Below are 21,241 nucleotides of genomic sequence, written 5' to 3' on the forward strand. Positions count from 1 at the left end.
CCCCGATGGAGAGGGCTCAGGCGCGACGCGCCTGGGCCGCCTCCTCGGCCTCGCGGGAAATGACCTGCAGGAAGGCGGCGCGCGACGCATTCCAATCCTCCAGAATCCACTGAGCCAGTGGTGAGCCGGTTTCTGCAGCATGTTCGGCGATCAGGGCCTTCAGCCGTTCCGCCGCAGCCCCGACGACCGGGCCCGCGATCACCGAGTCGGCATTCAGATTGGCCAGCGCCTGATCGCCCTCGTTCCAGACAAAGGCCTCCCCGCCCGACATTCCGGCCCCGAAATTCCAGCCGGTGGGGCCCAACACAACCAGCGTCCCTCCTGTCATATATTCCCCGCCGTGCGCCCCGCAGCCTTCGACGACGGCCACGGCACCCGAGTTCCTGACGGCAAACCGTTCACCCGCCACCCCGGCGGCCAGCAGGCGTCCGGACGTCGCGCCATACAGACAGGTGTTGCCGATCAGCGCCTGCCCGGGCCGCCAGGTCACGGGACGGATGACCAGATGCGCCCCCGACAGGCCCTTGCCGACATAGTCATTGGCCTCGCCGTCCAGCTCGATCCGCAGGCCCTTCATGCCCCAGGCCGCCAGCGACTGACCGGCGGCCCCCTTCAGCTTCAGCGTCAGATGTCCGTCGGGCAGGTCCTGGCCGTGACGGCGGACGATCTCGGATGAGGTGCGCGTGCCGATCGCGCGCTGGGTATTCCGCACGGAATAGCTGAGCTGCATCTTCTCGCGCCGCTGCAGGCAGGGTTCGGCATCGATCAGGATCTGCGCATCCAGACTGTCGGGCACGGGATTGCGCGGCAACTCAGCGCCATTCCGCAGGTCTGCGTCCCCGACCCGAACCAGCAGGGGGTTGAGGTCCAGGTCGTCCAGATCGGCTCCGCCGCGCGACACCTGACGCAGCAGGTCGGTGCGCCCCACCGCATCATCCAGCCGCGCCAGCCCCAGTGACGCCAGCACCTCGCGGGTTTCCTCGGCGATGAAGGTGAACAGGTTGATCACCTTGTCGGGCGTGCCGGTGAACAGCGCACGCAGGCGTTCATCCTGCACGCAGACACCCACGGGGCAGGTGTTGGAATGGCATTGACGCACCATCAGACAGCCGACGGCGACCAGACTGGCCGTGCCGATACCGAACTCTTCGGCGCCCAGCATAGCCGCGATCACCACGTCCCGGCCCGTTCGGATGCCGCCATCGGTGCGCAGCCGCACCCGCCCGCGCAGACCGTTCATGCTCAGCACCTGATGGGCCTCGCTCAGCCCCATCTCCCACGGCATGCCGACCTGTTTGATCGAGCTGATCGCGGCCGCTCCCGTGCCGCCATTGTGCCCTGAAATCAGAACCGTATCGGCCTTGGCCTTGGCCACACCCGCCGCCACCGCGCCGATCCCCGACTGGGCCACCAGCTTGACCGTCGCCCGGGCGTTCGGATTGATCTGCTTCAGGTCATAGATCAGCTGGGCCAGGTCCTCGATCGAATAGATGTCGTGGTGGGGCGGCGGACTGATCAGGCCCACGCCCGGCGTCGCATGCCGCATCCGGGCGATGAACTCCGTCACCTTGAAGCCGGGCAACTGACCGCCCTCGCCGGGCTTGGCGCCCTGGGCCACCTTGATCTCGATCTCGCGGCACTGGGTCAGATATTCCGCCGTGACCCCGAACCGGCCCGAGGCGATCTGTTTGACGGCGCTGTTCGGATTGTCGCCGTTCGGGCGGGTCTTGTAGCGCTCGGGATCCTCGCCGCCCTCGCCAGAAACCGATCGCGCGCCGATGCGGTTCATGGCGATGTTGAGCGTCTCATGCGCCTCGGGGCTCAGCGCGCCCAGCGACATGCCCGGCGTCACGAAGCGCTTGCGGATTTCATTGACGCTCTCGACCGCCTCGAGCGGCACGGTTCCGGTTTCGCGGAAGTCCAGCAGGTCGCGCAGGGCCCCGGCCGGCTGTTCGCGCACCCGGCGGCTGTAGGCCTTGTAGCGCCCATAGTCGTTGCGCGTGGTCGCGTCCTGAAGCCGGTGGATGGCCTCCGCGTCCCAGCCGTGGCGCTCCTCGCCGGCGCGGATGCGGTGAGAGCCCCCCAGCCGCAGGGCGGGCCGGTCGCGCTCAAAACCGGCTTCCGTCAGCCGCAACGCCCGCGCCTCCAGCCCCGCCAGGCCGATGCCCGAGACCCGCGATGTCATACCCGGGAAGATGTCAGCGACCAGCGCCCGCGAAAGGCCCAGCGCCTCAAACTCAAAAGCCCCGCGATAGGCGGAGATCACCGATATGCCCTTCTTGGCCAGGATCTTGAGCAGCCCCGCCTCGATCGCCGATTTGTAGTTCAGGCAGGCTTCACGCAGCGAACCCGGGCCATAGCGGCCCTCATCCTGACGTTGCAGAAAGGTCTCCTGTGCCAGCCAGGCGTTGACGGCGGTCGCGCCGCACCCGACCAGCACGGCAAAGGCGTGGGCCTCCAGCGCCTCGGCGGTTCGCACGACGATCGAGACGAAGGACCGCAACCCCTCGTCCACCAGCCGCGTGTGCACAGCCGCAGTGGCCATGATCATCGGGATCAGGGGCCGGTCAGGCCCCATCGCTTCATCGGTCAGCACCAGAATGCCGGAGCCGGCCCGCACCTGCGCGACCGCCTCATCGCGCAGGCGCTCTATGCCTTGCCGCAGGGCCTCGCCCGGACGGTCGCCGCCCGCCGCCGGGTCGAAGCTGGTGTCCAGCCGGGCCACCGCCCCCTCGCCCACCACATCCAGCATCCGGTCGAACATGCCGGTGGTCAGGACCGGACTGTCCAGCACATGGACCCGCGTCTGGCCTTCCTCCTGCGCAAGGATATTGCCGAGGTTCTTGAACCGGGTCCGCAAGGACATCGCCGCGCCTTCACGCAGGGAGTCGATCGGCGGATTGGTCACCTGGGCAAAGACCTGCCGGAAATAGTGGCTGAACGGCCGATCCAGACCCGACAGCACGCGGGGGACGGCATCGTCCCCCATCGACCCCACGGCCTCCTTGCCGTCGGCAATCATCGGATCCAGCAAGGTCTCGACGTCCTCTTGCGTCCAGCCGACTGCGGCCTGCATGCGCACCAGCGCCGGGTTGTCCAGCCTGCGCGGCTCCGGCCCCGGCCCGACCTTCGGCTCCAGATCGACGATATTGGCCAGCCAGCGGTCATAGGGATGGCCCGCCGCCAGCTTGTCCAGAATGGCCGTCTCGTCGAACAGCCGCCCCTCGTCGAGGTCCAGCGCGATCATGCGGCCCGGCCCGATGTGAAGGTTGCGCGCGATCCGCTCCTGCGCGATGCCGGTCATGCCGACCTCGGACCCGCAGATCAGCAGCCCATCCGAGGTCTCGGTCACCCGCAGGGGCCGCAGGCCGTTGCGGTCCTTGCCCGCCACGACCCACCTGCCGTCCGTGGCGCACAGGGCGGTCGGTCCATCCCAAGGCTCCATCACCGCATTGCAATAGGCATAGAGCGCCTGATGCGCCGGACTCGAAACTCCGGGGATCGAGGCCTCGGGGATCAGCAGCGTCTTGGCCATCGGCGCCGAGCGCCCGGCCCGCACCAGCACCTCAAAGACGTTGTCGAGGGCGGCGGAGTCCGAGCCACCCTTCTGTATGACCGGCTTGACGATGTCGTCATCGGCCCCGAAGGCCGCCGCGGTCATGCGGATCTCGTGGCTGCGCATCCAGTTGGCATTGCCGCGCAGGGTGTTGATCTCGCCGTTGTGGGCCAGCATCCGGAACGGCTGGGCCAGCCGCCATTCCGGGAAGGTGTTGGTCGAATAGCGCTGATGGAACACGGCCACCGAAGCGACGACCTCGGGGTCCATCAGGTCCGGGTAGAACTCGGCCAGCGCTTGGGCCAGCATCATGCCCTTGTAGATGACGACCCGCGCCGACAGCGAGCAGACGTAGACGTCGGCGATGCCCCGCGACAGGGCCCGCGCCTCGATCCGGCGGCGCAGCAGATACAGCGCCCGCTCCAGATCCTCGCCGTCCAGCCCCTCGGGCGGGGCCAGCATGATCTGCTCGATCTCGGGCCGGGTGGCGGCGGCGCGCTCGCCCAGAATCTCGGGCCGGTGCGGTACCTGTCGCCAACCATAGAGGTAGAACCCCGCCGCCTGCACCTCGCGCTCGATGACCACGCGCGCCTGCTCCTGGGCAGCGAGGTTATGGCGCGGCAGGAACACCATGCCGACCGCGAGGGGCCCGGGCCGGGGTTCACGCCCCTGTTCGCGAACCTGCCTCAGGAAGAACTCACGCGGCAGGCCGATCAACAGGCCCGCGCCGTCCCCCGAGCGCCCGTCGGCGTCGACCGCTCCCCGGTGCCAGACGGCCTTCAGCGCCGCGATGGCCAGATCGACCACCTCGCGTCGCGGCTGCCCGTCGATAGCCGCGACCAGCCCCACCCCGCAGGCGTCCCGCTCGCTCTTGGGGTCATAGGCCCCGGCGTCGATCAGCGCCTGCCGGTCATCGAGGTATTGCTGGCGATCAAAGTTCATGCCGCCACCTGCTGGCGAGCACCCAGCCACGCATGGATTTCTGCAGCAGCATCCTGACCCTCGCGGACGGCCCAGACGACCAGTGAAGCGCCGCGCGAAATGTCTCCAGCCACGAACACGCCCTCCAGCGTCGTGGCTCGCGTGGCGCCCGCCGACCAGACGGTGCCATCGTCCCGCACCGCCAGGTCGGGCGTCTTGAACTGGGCTTTCAGGTCTTCGGCCTCAAAGCCCAGCGCCTCGATGACCATGTCGGCGCTGCAGTCATAGGCGCTGTCAGCCATCTCACGGATCGATCGTCGACCATCAGGGCCGGGATCGGACAGGGCCGTGCGGATAGCCCGGACCGCAGTCACCCGGCCCTCGGCATCGTGCACCGCCTTGGGCGAGGCCAGCCAGTCGAACACCACGCCTTCTTCCTCGGCATTGGCGACCTCGCGGGCGCTGCCGGGCATGTTGTCGCGATCCCGACGATAGAGGCAGGTGACCGAGGCCGCACCCTGACGCACGGCTGTGCGAACACAGTCCATGGCCGTATCTCCGCCGCCGATCACCACCACCGTCCGCCCCCGGGCATCCAGCGCCCCGGATTCGAACTCGGGCACGGCGTCGCCCAGACCCTTGCGGTTGGACGCCGTCAGATAGGCCAGCGCGGGCACCACACCATTGGTGCCACAGCCGGGCACCGCCAGTCTGCGCGCAGCATAGACCCCGGCTGCCAGCAGTACCGCCTGATGCCGGCTTCTCAGCGCCTCGAACGATAGGTCGCGCCCGATCTCGACGCCCAGTTCGAAGGACACTCCGGACTCGATCAGCCGATCAATGCGGCGCTGCACCACCGGCTTTTCCAGCTTGAAGCCCGGTATGCCATACATCAGCAGCCCACCGGCCCGGTCCTGCCGCTCATAGATCGTCACCGCATAGCCGAGGCCGCGAAGCCGGTCCGCCGCCGCCAGCCCGGCCGGGCCCGATCCGACGATGCCGATGGACGCGTCGCGCTCCCGCACCGGCCGGATCGGCTCGATCCAGCCCTCCTTGAAGGCCATATCGCCCAGCCAGCGCTCGACAGAGCCGATCGTGACCGTCTCCCAACCCGCCCGCTCCAGCGTGCAGGCGCCTTCGCACAGGCGATCCTGCGGACAGATGCGGCCACAGATTTCGGGCAGGGCACTGGTCGCTTCCGACGCGCGCCACGCCTCTTCGAGACGCCCCTCCGCCGCCAGCTTCAGCCAGTCGGGAATGGCATTCTCGAGCGGGCAGCCGCTCTGGCAGAAGGGCACGCCGCATTGGGCACAACGGCTGGACTGGGTCGCGCCATTGGACGCGGCGAAGTCGGCGTAAATCTCGTTGAAGTCGCGGACGCGGCTGTCTGCGGGCGTCTTTGGGGGCGTCCGCCGGACGATCTCGGGGAATTTTTGGTTGCGGTGCAGCATAGGCCCACCATCCTTTGTCGGGGCGCTCACGGCAAGACCGCGCGGGTATTTTTCCCCGCGCGGCCGCCTGACAATCTTTTGATCACAGCGAATCCTTCCGGCTTTTGTCACTTTGCCGGATGATTTTTTCTGTTTGCCGCCACAGCGTTCAGAAGGCGAACGACACCATGCCGACGAACCGCTCCTCCTAGAGCGGACCCGCCGTATCGGTATCGTGGTAGCGCATGTCGATCGAGATCAGCTTCGGGAAGGCATAGGTCAGGCCGACATTCCAGGTCGTATAGTCATCGCTGACGTCAAGCGTCTGATGGCCCACGGCGCCCGAGGCCGTCAGGGACGGGCTGATGGCAAAGGCCGAGTTGGCCTCATAGTAAAAGGCCTCATCGTCCACCCCGAAAAAGTTGGTCGTGAAATAGGTGGTGACCCCGAGGTTCACCGGCCCGACGTCCCGCGACGCCGCCGCTTTCAGTTCGATGTAGTCGTAGTCAGCCCCGGCGGGCTTGCCGCCATACAGATATAGCACCGCACCCAGATCGACGTCGAACCCGGCGATCTGCGTGGTGTAGCCGCCATAGATGTCGACCTCGGCATCGGTGTCATCGCCAAAGTCGACGGTCGAGGCCCAGCCTCCGGCATAGAAGCCGCCAACGCCAATATCGACACCGCCCTGCAGGGCCGCCCGGTCATCGGTCTGGCTGATGCCGCGAAACACATAGTCGGTCGCGACGCTGAGATTATAGCTGATCTCCGGAGCGGACTGGGCCTGGGCAGCCTGGGCCGTGGCCAGCAAGGCCAGGGCGGAGGCACAGGCAAACAGAGTTTTCATTCGATTATCCCCTTTGAGTGAGTTGGAAGCACGCACACGCCATCGACCGCTCGGGCACTGATCCGACCGGGCCTCCGGCAGCCGGCGTGGGAGGACGCCGACTGCCGTACTCGCTGGAACCGTCCGTCAGGACGCTTCCAGAACCTCTCCGTGAAGGTGACCGTCCAGGCCGTCGTCTTCCTGGCTCTCGCTGACCCGCAGGCCCGTGGTGAGCTTGCAGACGATCAGGATCAGGAAGGTCACGCCTGCACTCCAGCCTGCCGTGACGCCGAGGCCCCACAGCTGCTTCATGACGCTGGCGTCGGCCCCGGCGGCATTGACGGCGGCACTGGCGAACACGCCGGTCAGGATGGCACCGGCCACGCCCCCCGCCCCGTGGATTCCGAAGGCATCGAGGCTGTCGTCATAGCGCAGCAGCTTCTTGATCCAGACCGAGGCCGCATAACAGACCGGTCCGGCGATCAGGCCGATGATCACAGCCCCCATCGGATCGACGAAACCCGCCGCTGGCGTAATGGCCACCAGACCGGCGATCAGGCCGGACAGCACACCGATCAGCGACGGCTTACGCTTCTCGATCACCTCGACGATCTTCCAGGTCAGGGAGGCGGCCATCGCCGCCAGCAGGGTGTTCAACAGGGCCACGGCCGCGATCGCATCCGCCGCCCAGGCCGAGCCGGCGTTGAAGCCGATCCAGCCGACCAGCAGCAGCGACGCCCCGATCATGGTCAGCACCGGGTTGTGGGCGACGATGGGGCTGACGCCATAGCCCTTGCGGGCCCCAAGAAAGACCGCGCAAACCAGCCCCGCCACGCCCGAGTTGACGTGCACGACCGCCCCGCCGGCAAAGTCCAGCACCCCCGCCGAACCCAGGAAGCCGCCGCCCCATACCCAGTGACAGATCGGGGCATAGACCAGCAGCGTCCAAAGTCCGGTGAACAGCAGCAGGCCCGAATATTTCAGCCGCTCGGCAAACGCCCCGGTCACCAGCGCCGGGGTGATGATGGCAAAGGTCAGTTGGAAGGCGATCCAGAGATACTCCGGTAGAGCGGGCGCCACAGCGTGGGCCGTTTCCGGCGTCACGCCTCGCAGGAAGACCGCCTCGAGACTGCCGATCACACTGTTCACCTCATCGCCGGAATAGCCAGCGATCGGCTGGCCCACCCCGAACGACAGGCTGTATCCCGCTGCGAACCAGGCGAGGGTCACTACGGCCGCCACGCCCAGCGACTGGGTGATGGTCGCGATCACATTCTTGCGCCGCACCATGCCGCCATAGAATAGCGCCAGCCCCGGCAGCGTCATCAGCAGCACCAGCGCCGTCGACGTCAGGATCCAGCCGGCCGCCGACCCATCCAGTTCCAGAGGCGCCTGATGCGAAAGCAGGGCCGGAGCGGCTTGCGCGGCCCCGGCGGTCATAAATAAGAGAAGCCCGCCCAGCAGCAGGCCACAAGTTCGCTTGTAGCCGACACCCGACGTCAGCCCCCGGATCTTGGTCGTCATCATCAGTACCCCCTGAATGCGTCAACGCAGATGCGAAGGTTTTATCGCATTTGCGAAATAGGCAAGGGGTTCGTTAACGATTATGCGACAAATACGTGCGCTGCAGCCTATCTATCGCAGGGTAACGTTGCGCAAATAATGCGCAGCTACCGAATTGCTTGCAATTATATTGCGTCATGCGTGATTACGCGCGTGCACAATTTCACAATGGCCAAGCTTGCGGCATCAACCCGTCTGACCGGTTTCAGCCCTCGAGTGTGTCCTCGAACGCCTCGATCAGACGCTCCAGACGCCCAAGACCGATGTCCCAGAACGCCGGATCGCGCGGATCCAGGCCGAAGGGCTTCAGCGCCTCGTCGTACGGACGGGTGCCGCCCCCGGCCAACAGCTCACGATACAGCGGCGTAAAGCCCGCCGGATCCTTGCGCCGCGTCTCCATCAACGCCGCGACCAGCAGGTCCCCAAAGGCATAGGCATAGACATAGAAGGGCGAGTGCACGAAGTGGCTGACATAGGCCCACCAGTGCTCATAGCCGTCGTTCAGCGTCACGGCGGGGCCCAGCGACGCGCCCATTTCCTCCAGCCAGATCTGTCCGATCCGCTCCGCCCCGACCTCGCCGGTCTGCCGCTCGTCGTGGAAACGGGTCTCGAACCGGTGGAAGGCGATCTGGCGCACGACCGTGTTCAGCCCGTCCTCGATCCGCCCGGCCAGCAGGCCCTGACGCTCAACCTCGGGCGCTGAGTCCAGCAGCCGATCAAAGGTCAGCCCCTCGGCAAAGATCGAGGCGGTTTCCGCCAGTGTCAGCGGGGTGTCGGCCAGCAGGCTGCCGGCACCCGCCGCCAGCGTCTGGTGGACCCCGTGCCCCAGCTCATGCGCCAGCGTGAGCACATCGCGCCGCTCACCCATCCAGTTCAGGAAGACATAGGGGTGGCGATCCGCCGTCACGGGGTGGGCATAGGCGCCGGACTGCTTGCCCGCGCGCGGCCGGGCGTCGATCCAGTTGCGATCAAAGAAGGTCCCCGCCCGCTCAGCAAACTCGGGCCCCAGGTCGGAAAAGCTGTCCAGCACCAGCGCCCGCCCCTGAGCCCAGTCAAACCCGCGCGGCGGTTTGGTGGTCAGCGGCGCATTGCGGTCCCAGTGATCCAGCGTCGTGCGGCCCAGCGCCCGCGCCTTGGCCGCATAATAGCGGTGCGACAGGCGCGGATAGGCGGCGGTCACGGCCTCGACCATGGCATCGACCGCCTCGCCGTCCACCTCATTGGCCAGATGGCGACTGTCGGCCGGGCGTTTGAAGCCGCGCTTGCGATCCTCCAGCGCCTTTTCAGCGGCCACCGTGTTCAGCACCAGGCCGAGGGTGCGCGTCTCGGCCTGCAGCGCCTCGGTCAGCCCTTCGGCCACGCCCTTGCGGCGGGCAGCCTTCGGGTCCGACAACCCGTTCAAGGCCTCGCTGAGCGTCAGGGTATCGCGCCCGGCCTTGACCCGCAGATCCGCCAGCGTCTCGTCGAACAGGCGCGGCCACTGGGCCGACACTGGCATCTGTTCGGCCAGGAAGGTTTCCAGCTCCTCTGACAGCTCATGCGGCTTCATCGCCCGCACCCGACGCAGCCACGGCCGCCAGCGATCCGCCGGGGCATGGGCTGAAAGCGCCGCCTCGACCTCGGCCTCCTCCAGCTGATTGATCTCCAGCGTCAGCCAGACGGTCGGCGTCGAAATCTCGGTCAGCGACTGGCGCACATCGGCTTCGAAAGCCTGGGCCGACGCATCATCGCGCCGGGTCGAGGCGTCCAGAAACGCATAGGCCCCGACCGCGCCCAGCCGGTCCGCAGCCTGCTCGTACAGACGGATCGCCCGATCCAGCCGCTCGCCCAGCAGCGCCGGGTCCGCGCGCGCGGCGACGAGGGTGCCCGCCAGCGCATTCATCTCGGCCACAGAGGCGCGCGCCGCCTCCATATCCCGCTTCAGGCCGGGATCATCCTTGGCGGCATAGAGGTCGGACAGATCCCACAGCGGCAGGTCGGCGGTCGGTGTCTTGAAGGGTGCGTTCATGCCCTTGGGTATGGGGTCGCGGACGGGCAGAGGCAAGGCGGCCCGCCCTGACGTTAACCCCCCGCACACCACGCCGGACAACCCGATCTTCACCGCATCCGGGGTAGACCCGTCCCGAAACGAGCCAGTCCGGGGCCTGCCCCCGAGACCGGCCGACGGTGATGATAAAGGGGTGCCCCATGGCCAAGACCGTACTGGTCGTCGATGACGATCCGACCCAGCGCCGCCTGGTCCAGGCGGTTCTGGAACGCGAGGGCTTTGCCGTCGCCCAAGCCGAAAGCGGCGGCGAGGCGATCGACTGCCTGACAAAGGGTGGCGGGGCCGATGTGGTGCTGCTCGACATGGTCATGCCGGGCATGACCGGTCTGGAGTGTCTGGCCGAACTGCGCGCCGCAGGGGTCTCGACCCCGGTCATCGTGCTGACGGCCAACGCCGGCATCGAGAGTGTGGTCAAGGCCATGCAGGCCGGGGCCCAGGACTTTTTCGTCAAACCCGTCTCGGCCGAGCGCCTGCTGGTAGGGGTGAGGAACGCCCTGCAGCTCACCCAGCTGACGGCCGAGGTCGGCCGCCTGAAGAAGCACACCTCGGGCCGCACCACCTTTGACGATCTGGTCGGCGACAGCCCCGCCATGCGCATGGTCAAGGCGCTGGGCATCCGCGCGGCCTCCTCGACCATTCCGGTGCTGATTACCGGCGAGAGCGGCGTCGGCAAGGAAGTCATCGCCCGCGCCCTGCATGGGGCCTCGGACCGGGCCGGACGGCCGTTCGTGGCCGTCAACTGTGGCGCCCTGCCCGCCAATCTGGTCGAGTCGATCCTGTTTGGCCACGAGAAGGGCAGCTTCACCGGCGCCCACGACAAACACCTCGGCAAGTTCAAGGAGGCCGACGGCGGCACCCTGTTCCTGGACGAGATCGGCGAACTGCCGCTCGACATGCAGGTCAAGCTGTTGCGCGCCCTGCAGGAAGGCGAGATCGACCCCGTCGGATCCAAGCGCCCGGTGCGCGTGGACGTCCGCATCGTCTCGGCCACCAACCGCGACCTGGCCAAACAGGTCGAGGGCGGTGCCTTCCGCGAGGATCTGTTCTATCGCCTCAACGTCTTTCCGATCGAGGCCCCGGCCCTGCGCGAGCGTCGCGAGGACGTTCCGGCCCTGGTCGACCACTTCATCGGCCGCTTCAATGTCGAGGAAGGCAAGCGGGTCGTCGGCTGTGCCCCCGAGACCGCCGAATTGCTCAAGGCCTTCGACTGGCCCGGCAATGTGCGCCAGCTCGAAAACGCAGTCTATCGCGCCATTGTGTTGGCCGACGGGCCGTTCCTCAAGCCGCACGACTTCCCGGCCATCTCGGGCGTGGCCATGCCGACGCCCGAGCTGGATGCACCGCCTGCCGGCGCGCCCCTGGCCGCGGCCCACGACCTGCCCCCCGCGCCGGACACACCCATCCGCATTCTGGACGGCAAGGGTCACCTGCGAACCCTGGAAGAGATCGAACGCGACCTGATCCAGCACGCCATCGAGGTCTATGCGGGGCATATGTCTGAAATCGCCCGCCGCCTCGGCATCGGCCGGTCCACCCTCTATCGCAAGGTCCGCGAGCAGGGACTGGATGTGGACATGGAACAGTCTGCCTGACGCCGCATTGCGGTTTCTTAAGTGGCGTGGCGGCCCAAGACGGGCCAAGAGAGCACATGACCCTGTTCGGCGACGGCTCATGAACGACAATTCCAACTCCTTCAGCGCGCGACCCTTTTCCCAGGTGCTGACGGACGTTGGCGCCGTCGACGATCCCGTCCTGCCGATGACCGAACTGGTGGGCACCTTCGGGGAGCGGGGGTTTGGCGCCCTGTTGCTGACGCTGGGGCTGCTCAGCGCGGTCATCGGGGTGATCCCGGGCATGACCACCGTGCTGGGCGTGCCCATCATGATCATCGGGGCACAGCTTCTGTTTCGTCAGGACGAGCTCTGGCTGCCGGGCTGGATCATGAAGCGTGACATCCCCCGTCCGGCCTTCGCCGAGGCCGCCGGCAAGGTGAAGGGTCGGCTGCAGATGGTGGAGCGATTCAGCCGTCCGCGCCTCGCCTTCATGAGTACGGATCTGTCAGAGGCCCTGATCGGCCTGATGTGCATGATCTGGGCGGCGGTGCTGATGCTGCCGTTGATCGGCTTCAACCTGTTCCCGTCCCTCATCGTGGCGGCCTTTGGCTTCGGCCTGATGCAAAAGGACGGCGTGATGATGCTGATCGGCTGGGTGATCTCGGCCGGCATGGCGACCTTCACCTGGCTGGTCTGGGAAACGGTCAGCCGTGTCCTCGTGGCGACCTGGGAGATGGTGACGCGGTTCTTCTGATGAAAAGGCCGGAGGGCGAACCCTCCGGCCTCAGGTTTTCGAACCTATCGGAACAGCGACAGGACCAACTGCGGAGTCTGGTTGGCGATGGACAGGGCCTGAACCCCCAGTTGCTGCTTCGTCTGCAGCGCCTGAAGCTTGGCGCTCTCCTTCGCCAGATCGGCATCGACCAGATTCCCGACCCCTGATTCCAGCGAGTCCGTCAGCTTCCCGACGAACGACAGATGGGTGGTCAGGGCCTTCGACTTGGTGCCCAGACGCGCAAGCGCGCCCGAGACGGCATCGATGGAATTGTTGACGGCCGTAAGCGAGGCCGCCGCCTTCGTCAGGGTATCGATCGACTGCGTCGTGGCCACACTGACTGTGGTGCTTCCGAGCGCCATCACCTCCGCTCCCACGGTGATGGTGGCGTTGCCTTGCGCATTGGCCAGGGCGTTGAAACCGGTGGCGCCGGTCTCCAGCAGGTTGACCCCGTTGAATTCGGCGTTGGTGGTCACAGTCGCGATCTGGTCACGCAGGGCCTTGAAGTCCTCGTTCAGCGCGGCCCGCGCTGCCGTCTTCAGCGACGCGTCGGTCGCTGCCAGTGCCTTCTCCTTCAACTGCAGCAAGAGGTCAGAGACCGTCTCGCCCGCCGCGATGGCCACATCGACTGCGGCTACGCCACGATCCAGTGACTGTTTGACCGCCCCCAGGGCCCCGATGTCGGCACGTTGCCCCTGGGCGATGGCCCAGATGGCGCCGTTGTCCTTGACGCTGGCCACCTTCTTGCCGGTGTTGATCCGGCTTTGGGTGACCGCGAGGTCGGTGTTGGTGGCGTTCAGGTTCTGGAGCGCAATCATTGCGCCCACGTTGGTGTTGACCGAATTGCTCATCGGCGGGTCCTTCCATTCTGGTCGGGTGGGTTAACGGTCTTCTGACCGTCGAACCGGTTCTGGTTCACCCCCGCACAGGCAAGAAAGATGCCGCTACCGCAACGCTTTCAATGGGCTGATTTTATGAGATTTTTCTGCGCGTCATCGCGGCGCGACCGGCAAGAGCTTCCGGGTCGGGAAAAATCTTCAGGCCGCTTCCGACGCAGGCGGGGCCAGGCCCTGCATGATCATGCGGTTGATATCGATCAGGGGCTCGAAATCTTCCTCGCCCCGCATGATCTGCGAGCTGTGGCGGCTGACGAACAGGCTGATCGAGATGATCTGGGCGCGCAGGGCCTCGCCCATGGCATTGCCGGGGTCGGAGCAGTCCGTCGCCAGGGCCGACCAGACGCGCCGGTTCCAGTCCAGGGCATCAATACGGGTCGCCACATCCGACGGATCGGCCTGGGCGGCATGCATCAGGGCGCGGGTCACCTGGCCGAACAGCCGGTACTCCATCTCCCGGGGAGTTTCAGTCCGCGCCGCGGCCTTGCTGTACGCCTGAAGCGACATGACCCAACCTCTGCTCTTCGTATTCGATCAGTTTGCGCGCCGTCATCAGCGCCTTGTAGTACTCGCGGGCCAGCACATGGCGAGACGCCGCAACGCAGTCGGCCATCGCGTCCGGATTGCGCGTCGCGCTCATGAATTCGCTGACCCGCAGGGTGAATTCGTCGTGGAATTTCGCCGCTGACGACTCATCCAGATACATCATCATGACGGGGAAATAGATGCGGCGCGCCGGGCTGTTGACCTCGTCGGGCTGCATGATGTCCTTCTCGCGCAGCACGCTGGCCTTGTTCTGCAAAACCAGAACACTGCGGCGATCACCGTTCTGGACGACGGCGCCGTTCAGCACGAAACGTTCACCCGGTTTCAAGGACAGTTTCAGCGGCATCCGGCGGGCCTCCCCTTCAGTCCCGCCCCTGCGAGCTAGCGCGGCGGTCCCCAAAAGCCTCTAAACAGTCGTGGTTAACCGTGTGTTGTGACGGGCGCGTCAGAGTGCGGGGAATCGTCACTTCTGTCAGGATACCTGGCCCGCATGTCCAGTCCCGCCTTCGCCGCCCAGCCGGAAACCACAGCCCCCATCGCCCATGGCCCGTTCGCCGTGGCCCAGGGCGTCGCCGGGGACGCAGCCTCGACCGACGCGCTGAACCGCCTGTCCCGCAAGCTGGCAGGCCGTACGGGCACGGCCAAGGTCCAGCGGCGTATGGTCGAGCATCTGAAGGCTGCCGTCGCCGCCGTCCGCATGCAGGACTATACGCGGGGGGCCGAACGCTGCCTCGAAGTCCTCAATATCGACGAGAAGAGCGGCCTCGCCTGGCATGTTCTGGCTATCTGCCAGGAGAAATCCGGCCACCTGGCCCAGGCGCTTTCCGCCTATGAGGCGGCGCTCGCCCTGATGCCGGACGAGAACAACATCGCCCACGACCTCAGCCGCCTCGCCCAGCGACTGGGCCAGCTCGAGATCGCCGAAAAGCTGCTGCGGAAATTCCTTGCGGTCGAGCCCGGCCATATCGACGCCACCAACAACCTCGCCTGCGTGCTGCGCGACGGCAACCGCTACGAAGAGGCGGTCGAGGTCCTGCGCGACATGATCCAGGTCGAGCCCACCAGCGCCCTGCTCTGGAATACCCTTGGCACCGTCCAGAGCGACCAGGGCGACATGGCCACCGCCCTGACCTTCTTCGAAGAAGCCCTGCGCCTCGACCCGGAATTCTCCAAGGCCCGCTACAACCGCGCCAATGTCCGCCAGCCCCTTGGCGATCTGGAGGGGGCGCTGGCCGATATCGAGGCCGCCTTCCCGGGTGCCGAGCCGGGCTATGAGACCGCCATGATGACCATGGCCCGGGCCCTGCTGCGGCTGGGCGCCGGCGACCTTCCGGGCGGCTGGGCCGACTACGAAATCCGTCTCAGCCCCGACATGCCCGAGGCCATGCATGCTGTGGTCGCCATGCCGCGTTGGGATCCTGCCACCCAGCCTCTCGCAGGCCAGCGTATCCTGGTGGTCGGCGAACAGGGCATCGCCGACGAAATGGTGTTTGGCTCTGCCCTCGGCGATCTGATCGAGGCGGTCGGCCCCGAGGGTCAGGTCATCATCGCTGTCGAGCCGCGGCTGGTCGACATCTTCCAGCGCAGCTTCCCCCAGGCCATCGTCGGCGGGCACCGCGCGGTGAAGATGGAAGGGCGCCTCTACCGCTACATCCCCTTCATGGATGGCGAGGACGCACCGTCAGCCGACGCCTGGGTGCCGATGGCCAGCCTGATGCCGATCTTCCGCCCCACAGTGACCGCCTTCCCCGACCGCTGGGGCTATCTGGTCGCCGACCCGGCGCGTGTCGCCCACTGGAAGGCCGAGGTCGAGGCTCTCGGTCCCGGCCTGAAGGTCGGCCTGCACTGGAAGAGCCTGGTGCTGAACGGGGTTCGCGCCCGCTACTTCTCCAGCTTCGAGCGCTGGAAGCCCGTCCTGACCACGCCGGGCTGCGTCATGGTCAATCTGCAGTGCGGCGACGTCAGTGCCGACCTGGCCGCCGCCGAAGCCGCCGGGGTCACCCTGTGGACGCCGCCGATCAATCTCAAGGACGACCTTGAGGACCTCGCCGCCCTGTCGCTGGCAATGGACGTGGTGATCGGCCCCGGCATCGCCGGCACCAATATCGCAGCCGCCGTCGGCGCCGAGACCTGGCTGATCTATGCCCCCGACGACTGGCACCTGCTGGGCACGGACCGCTATCCCTTCTACCCGCACATGCGCACCTTCGCCCGCGCCTTCGACGGGTGGGACCAGGCCATCCGGGACGTCGCGGCGGCATTGGCGGAAAGAGCCTCGGGCTGACGGAACGGGGCTGGCGCGCGTCGCGTTCTCTCCTTGACAGGAGATGACAATGACACCCGCCGACAACACCCCCGACGAACAGGACCAGTCCGAGACCTTCGACGAAACCCACATCGACGATGAGGGCGAGGGCGATATCCTTCCGGACCAGGCCGACCCCGTCCTCGACGTCACCCAGAGGGAGGGCGACGCCGGCGAGGAAGATGACGACGCCGATGAAATTCAGACCCTCCAGCGCGCTGACCCCGATGGCCGCGTGGAGTCGCGGCCCGACGAGATCGAACTGGTCTACGACGGGCTGATGCGCAACCGCCGCGGGGCCCAGGCCAGCGCCGCCCACTGGGAGGCCCGTCGCCTCGACGACGACGATATCGAAGCCCTTGGCTACGGCCCCGAAGACGACACGCCCCCGTCAACAGACAGGACACCCGCATGACCCAACCCGACAACGACAATCACCCCGGCAAGGACGACAGCGACACTGACGCCCCCTATGCCCGCAAGGCCGAACGCGAAACCGGCAAGCCGGATCAGCTGAAGGACAAGGTCTCCAAATCCGAAAGCCGCCAGGACGCCCTGCAGGACGAGGCCGTAGAGGAAAGCTTTCCGGCCAGCGACCCGCCGACGCCCAAGCAGATCACCTGAACCCTGTTCACCTGATCGTCCATCGGCTACCACCCTTTCGGAAACTCTCCGGAAGGGACTGCCGTTCATGAGCCGATTTACGGGCACGCAGCGCTATATCGCCACCGAGGATCTGAAGGTGGCCGTCAACGCCGCCGTGGCGCTTGAACGTCCCCTGCTGGTCAAGGGTGAGCCCGGCACCGGCAAGACCGTTCTGGCCTATGAACTGGCCGAAGCCCTCGATGCGCCTCTGATCACCTGGCATATCAAGTCCACGACCAAGGCCCACAACGGCCTCTATGAATATGACGCCGTCAGCCGCCTGCGCGACAGCCAGCTGGGAGACGAGCGGGTGCACGATGTGCGCAACTATCTGAAGCCCGGCAAACTGTGGGAGGCCTTCACCGCCCCCCAACGCCCCGTCCTGCTGATCGACGAGATCGACAAGGCCGACATCGAATTCCCCAACGACCTGCTCCAGGAGCTGGATCGCATGGAGTTCTTCGTTCAGGAGACCGGCGAAACCATCCGGGCCGACACCCGTCCGGTCGTCCTCATCACCTCGAACAACGAAAAGGAGCTGCCCGACGCCTTCCTGCGCCGGTGCTTCTTCCACTACATCCGCTTCCCCGACGCCGAGACGCTCAAGTCCATCGTCAATGTCCACTTCCCCGACATCAAGCCGCGCCTGGTGTCCGAGGCACTCCGCACCTTCTACGAAATCCGCGACACGCCGGGTCTCAAGAAAAAGCCTTCGACGTCCGAACTGCTCGACTGGCTCAAGCTGTTGCTGGTCGACGACATTGACCCGACAACCCTGCGCGAAACCAGCGGATCAAAGCTCATCCCGCCCCTCCACGGCGCCCTGCTCAAGAACGAACAGGACGTTCACCTGTTCGAGCGCCTCGCCTTCCTCAACCGCCGCGAGGGCGCGCGGCCGGGCGGCTGAGGCGCCTTACCGCGATTTCACTGGATTTCTGGGCCACGACCCGCAGGATGGGACCGAAGAGGACGTGTTGATGATGCGTACGCCCACCCTGATCATGAGCAGTGTGCTGCTCGCCTGCACCGGCCTTGCCGCCTGTGGCGACGACTCCATCCGCATCACCACCACGCGTGAGGGCGGCGAGAACAAGGGTGTGCTCAAGGTCGTCCAGACCCTTCAGTGCCCCCAGACCCAGGGCAGTCTGACGCGCAAGGGCACGGCCCAGAACGGCGGCAAGGTCTGCGTCTATGCTGGCCCCCGGGGCTCCGAAGTGACCCTGCATCTCCAGCCGCTGGATGGCGCTTCCGTGGACGATGTGCTCAAGGCGTTCGAGGATCGCCTGTCGGGGGACATGCCGCAGACCATCGCCGCGATTGAGGCTTCGGCCCATTCCGATACCACCGGCGCGACGTCCGGCTCCGACAGCGCCACGGTCGAGGCCCCAGGCGTGCGGATCGAAGCCGAGGGCGACACCGCCCAGGTCAAGGTGCCCGGCCTGTCGATTGATGCCGATGGCGACCGCGCCAGCATCCGCATTGGCGGCGTGACCATTGACGCCAATGACAGCGCGTCCAGCGTCAATATCGAAGGCGGCTCTGACGACGGCAGCGTCAACATCCAGGCCGCCGCCGACGGTGCCTTGATCCGGACCCGGGCGGCCGGCGATGCCACGCGCGCGACCTGGCTCGTCACCGACGGCCAGACCGACGGACTGGGCTGGCGGCTGGTAGGCTATGAAGCGCGGGGTCCCGCCGGCGGCCCCCTGGTGATCGCTGTTTTCAGGGCCAAGGAAACCGACAAGGATCCCCTGATGGACGACGCCCGCGCCCTCCTGACCCTTAACGTCGGCGAATAGGCCGAATCCACCCGGCCCCTTGATCCGAGGCTCAGGATCGGTCACCTGACCGCCTGATCAAAGGAACCGACTTGGCCGACCGCTCTCCCTCTTCCCGCGCACCTCGCGCCTGGCAACGCATGTTGTCGGGGCGACGACTGGACCTGCTTGATCCCTCCCCCTTCGATATCGAGATCGAGGACATCGCCCACGGCCTTGCCCGCGTGGCCCGCTGGAACGGACAGACGGTGGGCGACCACGCCTTTTCGGTCGCCCAGCACAGCGTGGTGGTCCAGGAGATCGTGGCCCACATCCAGCCCGACATCGAGCCGAGGTGGCTGTTGGCCGCCCTGCTGCATGATGCCTCGGAGTATGTGATCGGTGACATGATCTCACCGTTCAAATCGGCGCTGGGCGTGAACTACAAGGATTTTGAGAGCCGCCTCGAGACCGCCATCCACGTCCGCTTTGGCCTGCCCGCCAAAACCCCGCGCGCGATCAAGACCCTGATCAAGACCGCCGACAAAGCCTGTGCCTACTTCGAAGCCACCCAACTGGCCGGTTTCAGCAAGACCGAGGCCCTCGGCTTCTTCGGCCGTCCCCCCGTCGGCTATGAGCTGGAGATCCGGCCCGAACCCGCCTCGATCGCCCAGGCCCGCTACATGGATCGCTACCATGCCCTGGTCGCGGCCCGGGATGCCGCCGCAGCGCCCCGGCCCACAGCCTGGACACCAAAGGTGCCGCGCCGCGCGGCCGGACGGCGAGGCTGAGCATGGCCGAGCCCGCCCCTCCGACCGGTATCCGCATTGGCCTCTCGGCCGTGGTCATCGGTCTGCGGCTGGGCGAGGCGGTCGTCTTGACCACCCGGGCCGAGGACGGCAGCGCGGCCCTGCCCTTCGGCCCCTTCGACCCGGTCCGCGATCGCACCTTCGAACTGGCCCTGCGGGCCTTTGTCACCGCCCAGACCGGCTTTCGCCCCGGCTATGTCGAACAGCTCTACACCTTCGGCGACCTCGGCCGGGCCTCGCCCCGCGCCACCCCGGGGCCCGAGCGGTTGCGCGAGGTCTCGGTCGGCTATCTGGCCCTGACCGCCGACGCGGCTGATACGGCGGCCCTTGTGCGGCCGGGCGGAGAGGCCCGCTGGCGGCCCGTGCTCGACTTCTTTCCATGGGAAGATCACCGACAGGGGCGCCCCCCATCGCTGGGCCCGCTCGACAGCGCCCTCGACGCCTGGGTCGAGGCCGATCCCCGCCGCCGTGCCCGCGTCGACGCCCTGTTCGCCCCGCAACCGGACCAGCGCTGGAGCGACAGCCGCGTGCTCGAGCGCTACGAACTGCTCTATGAGGCCGGTCTGGTGCAGGAGGCCGCGCGCGACGCCGACCGCGACCGGCCGGCCCTGCCCTCGGGCGCGCCCATGGCCTCGGACCACCGACGGATACTCGCCACCGGCCTCGGCCGACTGCGCAGCAAGCTGCGTTACCGCCCGGTCCTGTTCGACCTGATGTCGCCCACCTTCACCCTGTCGGACCTGCAGCGTGGTGCCGAGGCCATCACCGGCATCACCCTGCACAAGCAGAATTTCCGCAGGGGCGTCGAGCGTACCGGACTGGTCAGCCCCACCGGCCGCTTCAGCACCGGCACCGGTGGCCGCCCGGCCGAGCTGTTCACCCGCAGCGCCGCCGATCCCCTGGACGGCCAGACCCTCGGCCTGCCCCTGCCCGCCCTGCGCTGAAATCGCGGCCTCAGCCTCTTGCGGCGCAGCCCCTGTCCGACTAGAGAAGCCGTCCGTTCGACCAGAACACGACGGCCCCGCGGAGAGGTGGCAGAGTGGTTGAATGTACCGCACTCGAAATGCGGCGTGCCTTTACGGGTACCGGGGGTTCGAATCCCCCCCTCTCCGCCATCGCCGCCCGGATCAGTTCCCTGATCTGATCCCGGCCCCCGAGGCCCCTACCGCGGCCTGTGGCGGATATGGCGTCGCGCCAGGGTCTGGATGTCAGGCACCCCCGCCAGGGCCAGCGTGCGTTCGAATTCGTCGCGCAGGATCTTGAGCGTTCGGGCGACACCGGCCTCGCCCGCGGCGGCCAGACCATACAGATACGGGCGGCCGATCGAACAGGCCGTCGCACCCAGGGCGAGCGCCTTGACGATGTCCGATCCGCGTCGAACGCCTCCGTCGCATATGACATCGGGCCCGTCGCCCAGCGCGTCTCTGACGGCGGCGACCTGGTCAATCGGCGCGGGCGCGCCATCCATTTGGCGACCGCCGTGGTTAGGCCGTAGACTCATAAACGCGCAGCCACAGTCGCATCGAGGCGAGTTGGACCATGGCGAGGAAGTTTTCGGCCAGCTTGTCGTAACGGGTTGCAACCCTGCGGAAGTGCTTCAGCTTGGAGAAGA

Annotated in this window: 18 protein-coding genes, 1 tRNA gene and 1 pseudogene; 10 read left to right on the forward strand and 10 right to left on the reverse strand. The window is 66.9% G+C overall.

The window, feature by feature from the left end; all coding sequences use genetic code 11:
- Positions 1 to 16 precede the first annotated feature (16 nt).
- From gltB to EG854_RS02480, 5 genes are all read right to left on the reverse strand, one after another.
- Positions 17 to 4,498 carry a glutamate synthase large subunit gene (gene gltB / locus EG854_RS02460; RefSeq protein ID WP_123286155.1) on the reverse strand — a complete coding sequence of 1,494 codons (4,482 nt, stop codon included), beginning with the start codon at positions 4,496 to 4,498 and terminating at the stop codon, positions 17 to 19.
- Positions 4,495 to 5,928, reverse strand: a complete 1,434-nt coding sequence (locus EG854_RS02465) for an NAD(P)-dependent oxidoreductase (RefSeq protein WP_123286156.1) — start codon at positions 5,926 to 5,928, stop codon at positions 4,495 to 4,497. The genes gltB and EG854_RS02465 overlap by 4 nt, the downstream gene beginning before the upstream one ends.
- A gap of 187 nt (positions 5,929 to 6,115) precedes the next feature.
- Entirely contained in the window at positions 6,116 to 6,754 is a 639-nt protein-coding gene (locus EG854_RS02470) for a TorF family putative porin (protein ID WP_123286157.1), read from the reverse strand.
- A 126-nt stretch (positions 6,755 to 6,880) separates the two neighbouring features.
- A complete protein-coding gene (locus tag EG854_RS02475) occupies positions 6,881 to 8,173 on the reverse strand; it encodes an ammonium transporter (RefSeq protein ID WP_123286172.1) in 1,293 nt (430 codons plus the stop codon).
- Between the two features lie 328 nt (positions 8,174 to 8,501).
- Entirely contained in the window at positions 8,502 to 10,304 is a 1,803-nt protein-coding gene (locus tag EG854_RS02480; protein ID WP_123286158.1) for a M3 family oligoendopeptidase, read from the reverse strand.
- Positions 10,305 to 10,483: 179 nt separating this feature from the next.
- On the opposite strand from EG854_RS02480, the gene EG854_RS02485 reads away from it, so the two are divergent.
- The gene (locus EG854_RS02485; RefSeq protein WP_123286159.1) at positions 10,484 to 11,935 is read left to right on the forward strand and encodes a sigma-54-dependent transcriptional regulator; all 1,452 of its coding nucleotides are present in this window, start codon (positions 10,484 to 10,486) and stop codon (positions 11,933 to 11,935) included.
- A 79-nt stretch (positions 11,936 to 12,014) separates the two neighbouring features.
- Positions 12,015 to 12,650 carry an exopolysaccharide biosynthesis protein gene (locus tag EG854_RS02490; RefSeq protein WP_164461780.1) on the forward strand — a complete coding sequence of 212 codons (636 nt, stop codon included), beginning with the start codon at positions 12,015 to 12,017 and terminating at the stop codon, positions 12,648 to 12,650.
- Between the two features lie 44 nt (positions 12,651 to 12,694).
- Here EG854_RS02490 and EG854_RS02495 read toward each other — a convergent pair whose 3' ends face one another.
- From EG854_RS02495 to flbT, 3 genes are all read right to left on the reverse strand, one after another.
- Positions 12,695 to 13,522, reverse strand: a complete 828-nt coding sequence (locus EG854_RS02495) for a flagellin (RefSeq protein ID WP_123286161.1) — start codon at positions 13,520 to 13,522, stop codon at positions 12,695 to 12,697.
- A gap of 186 nt (positions 13,523 to 13,708) precedes the next feature.
- Complete coding sequence (gene flaF, locus EG854_RS02500; protein ID WP_123286162.1) at positions 13,709 to 14,074, reverse strand: flagellar biosynthesis regulator FlaF; 366 nt, start codon at positions 14,072 to 14,074, stop codon at positions 13,709 to 13,711.
- A complete protein-coding gene (gene flbT / locus EG854_RS02505) occupies positions 14,034 to 14,459 on the reverse strand; it encodes a flagellar biosynthesis repressor FlbT (RefSeq protein WP_123286163.1) in 426 nt (141 codons plus the stop codon). The genes flaF and flbT overlap by 41 nt, the downstream gene beginning before the upstream one ends.
- A 144-nt stretch (positions 14,460 to 14,603) precedes the next feature.
- Here flbT and EG854_RS02510 point away from each other — a divergent pair, with 144 nt between their 5' ends.
- From EG854_RS02510 to EG854_RS02545, 8 genes are all read left to right on the forward strand, one after another.
- Positions 14,604 to 16,397, forward strand: a complete 1,794-nt coding sequence (locus EG854_RS02510) for a tetratricopeptide repeat protein (protein WP_123286164.1) — start codon at positions 14,604 to 14,606, stop codon at positions 16,395 to 16,397.
- A 49-nt stretch (positions 16,398 to 16,446) separates the two neighbouring features.
- Entirely contained in the window at positions 16,447 to 16,833 is a 387-nt protein-coding gene (locus EG854_RS02515) for a hypothetical protein (RefSeq protein ID WP_123286165.1), read from the forward strand.
- A complete protein-coding gene (locus EG854_RS02520; RefSeq protein WP_123286166.1) occupies positions 16,830 to 17,042 on the forward strand; it encodes a hypothetical protein in 213 nt (70 codons plus the stop codon). Before EG854_RS02515 ends, EG854_RS02520 begins: the two co-directional genes overlap by 4 nt.
- A 67-nt stretch (positions 17,043 to 17,109) precedes the next feature.
- A complete protein-coding gene (locus EG854_RS02525) occupies positions 17,110 to 17,970 on the forward strand; it encodes an AAA family ATPase (protein ID WP_123286167.1) in 861 nt (286 codons plus the stop codon).
- Positions 17,971 to 18,040: 70 nt separating this feature from the next.
- Positions 18,041 to 18,862 carry a methyltransferase type 11 gene (locus EG854_RS02530; protein WP_241153093.1) on the forward strand — a complete coding sequence of 274 codons (822 nt, stop codon included), beginning with the start codon at positions 18,041 to 18,043 and terminating at the stop codon, positions 18,860 to 18,862.
- Positions 18,863 to 18,981: 119 nt separating this feature from the next.
- Positions 18,982 to 19,611, forward strand: coding sequence for a YfbR-like 5'-deoxynucleotidase (locus EG854_RS02535; protein ID WP_164461784.1), 630 nt, complete (start codon positions 18,982 to 18,984; stop codon positions 19,609 to 19,611).
- A gap of 2 nt (positions 19,612 to 19,613) precedes the next feature.
- Complete coding sequence (locus EG854_RS02540) at positions 19,614 to 20,573, forward strand: NUDIX hydrolase (RefSeq protein ID WP_123286168.1); 960 nt, start codon at positions 19,614 to 19,616, stop codon at positions 20,571 to 20,573.
- Positions 20,574 to 20,654: 81 nt separating this feature from the next.
- Positions 20,655 to 20,744, forward strand: a tRNA-Ser gene (locus tag EG854_RS02545).
- Between the two features lie 47 nt (positions 20,745 to 20,791).
- On the opposite strand, the gene EG854_RS02550 is transcribed toward EG854_RS02545, so the two are convergent.
- The gene (locus tag EG854_RS02550) at positions 20,792 to 21,130 is read right to left on the reverse strand and encodes an alpha-hydroxy acid oxidase (protein WP_260155550.1); all 339 of its coding nucleotides are present in this window, start codon (positions 21,128 to 21,130) and stop codon (positions 20,792 to 20,794) included.
- Positions 21,114 to 21,241, reverse strand: a pseudogene (locus tag EG854_RS02555) (IS5/IS1182 family transposase); the annotation flags it as partial. The gene EG854_RS02550 and the pseudogene EG854_RS02555, both read right to left, overlap by 17 nt.

Origin of the sequence: Brevundimonas halotolerans (assembly GCF_003730275.1) — a bacterium.
GTDB classification, from domain to species: Bacteria; Pseudomonadota; Alphaproteobacteria; order Caulobacterales; family Caulobacteraceae; genus Brevundimonas; species Brevundimonas halotolerans.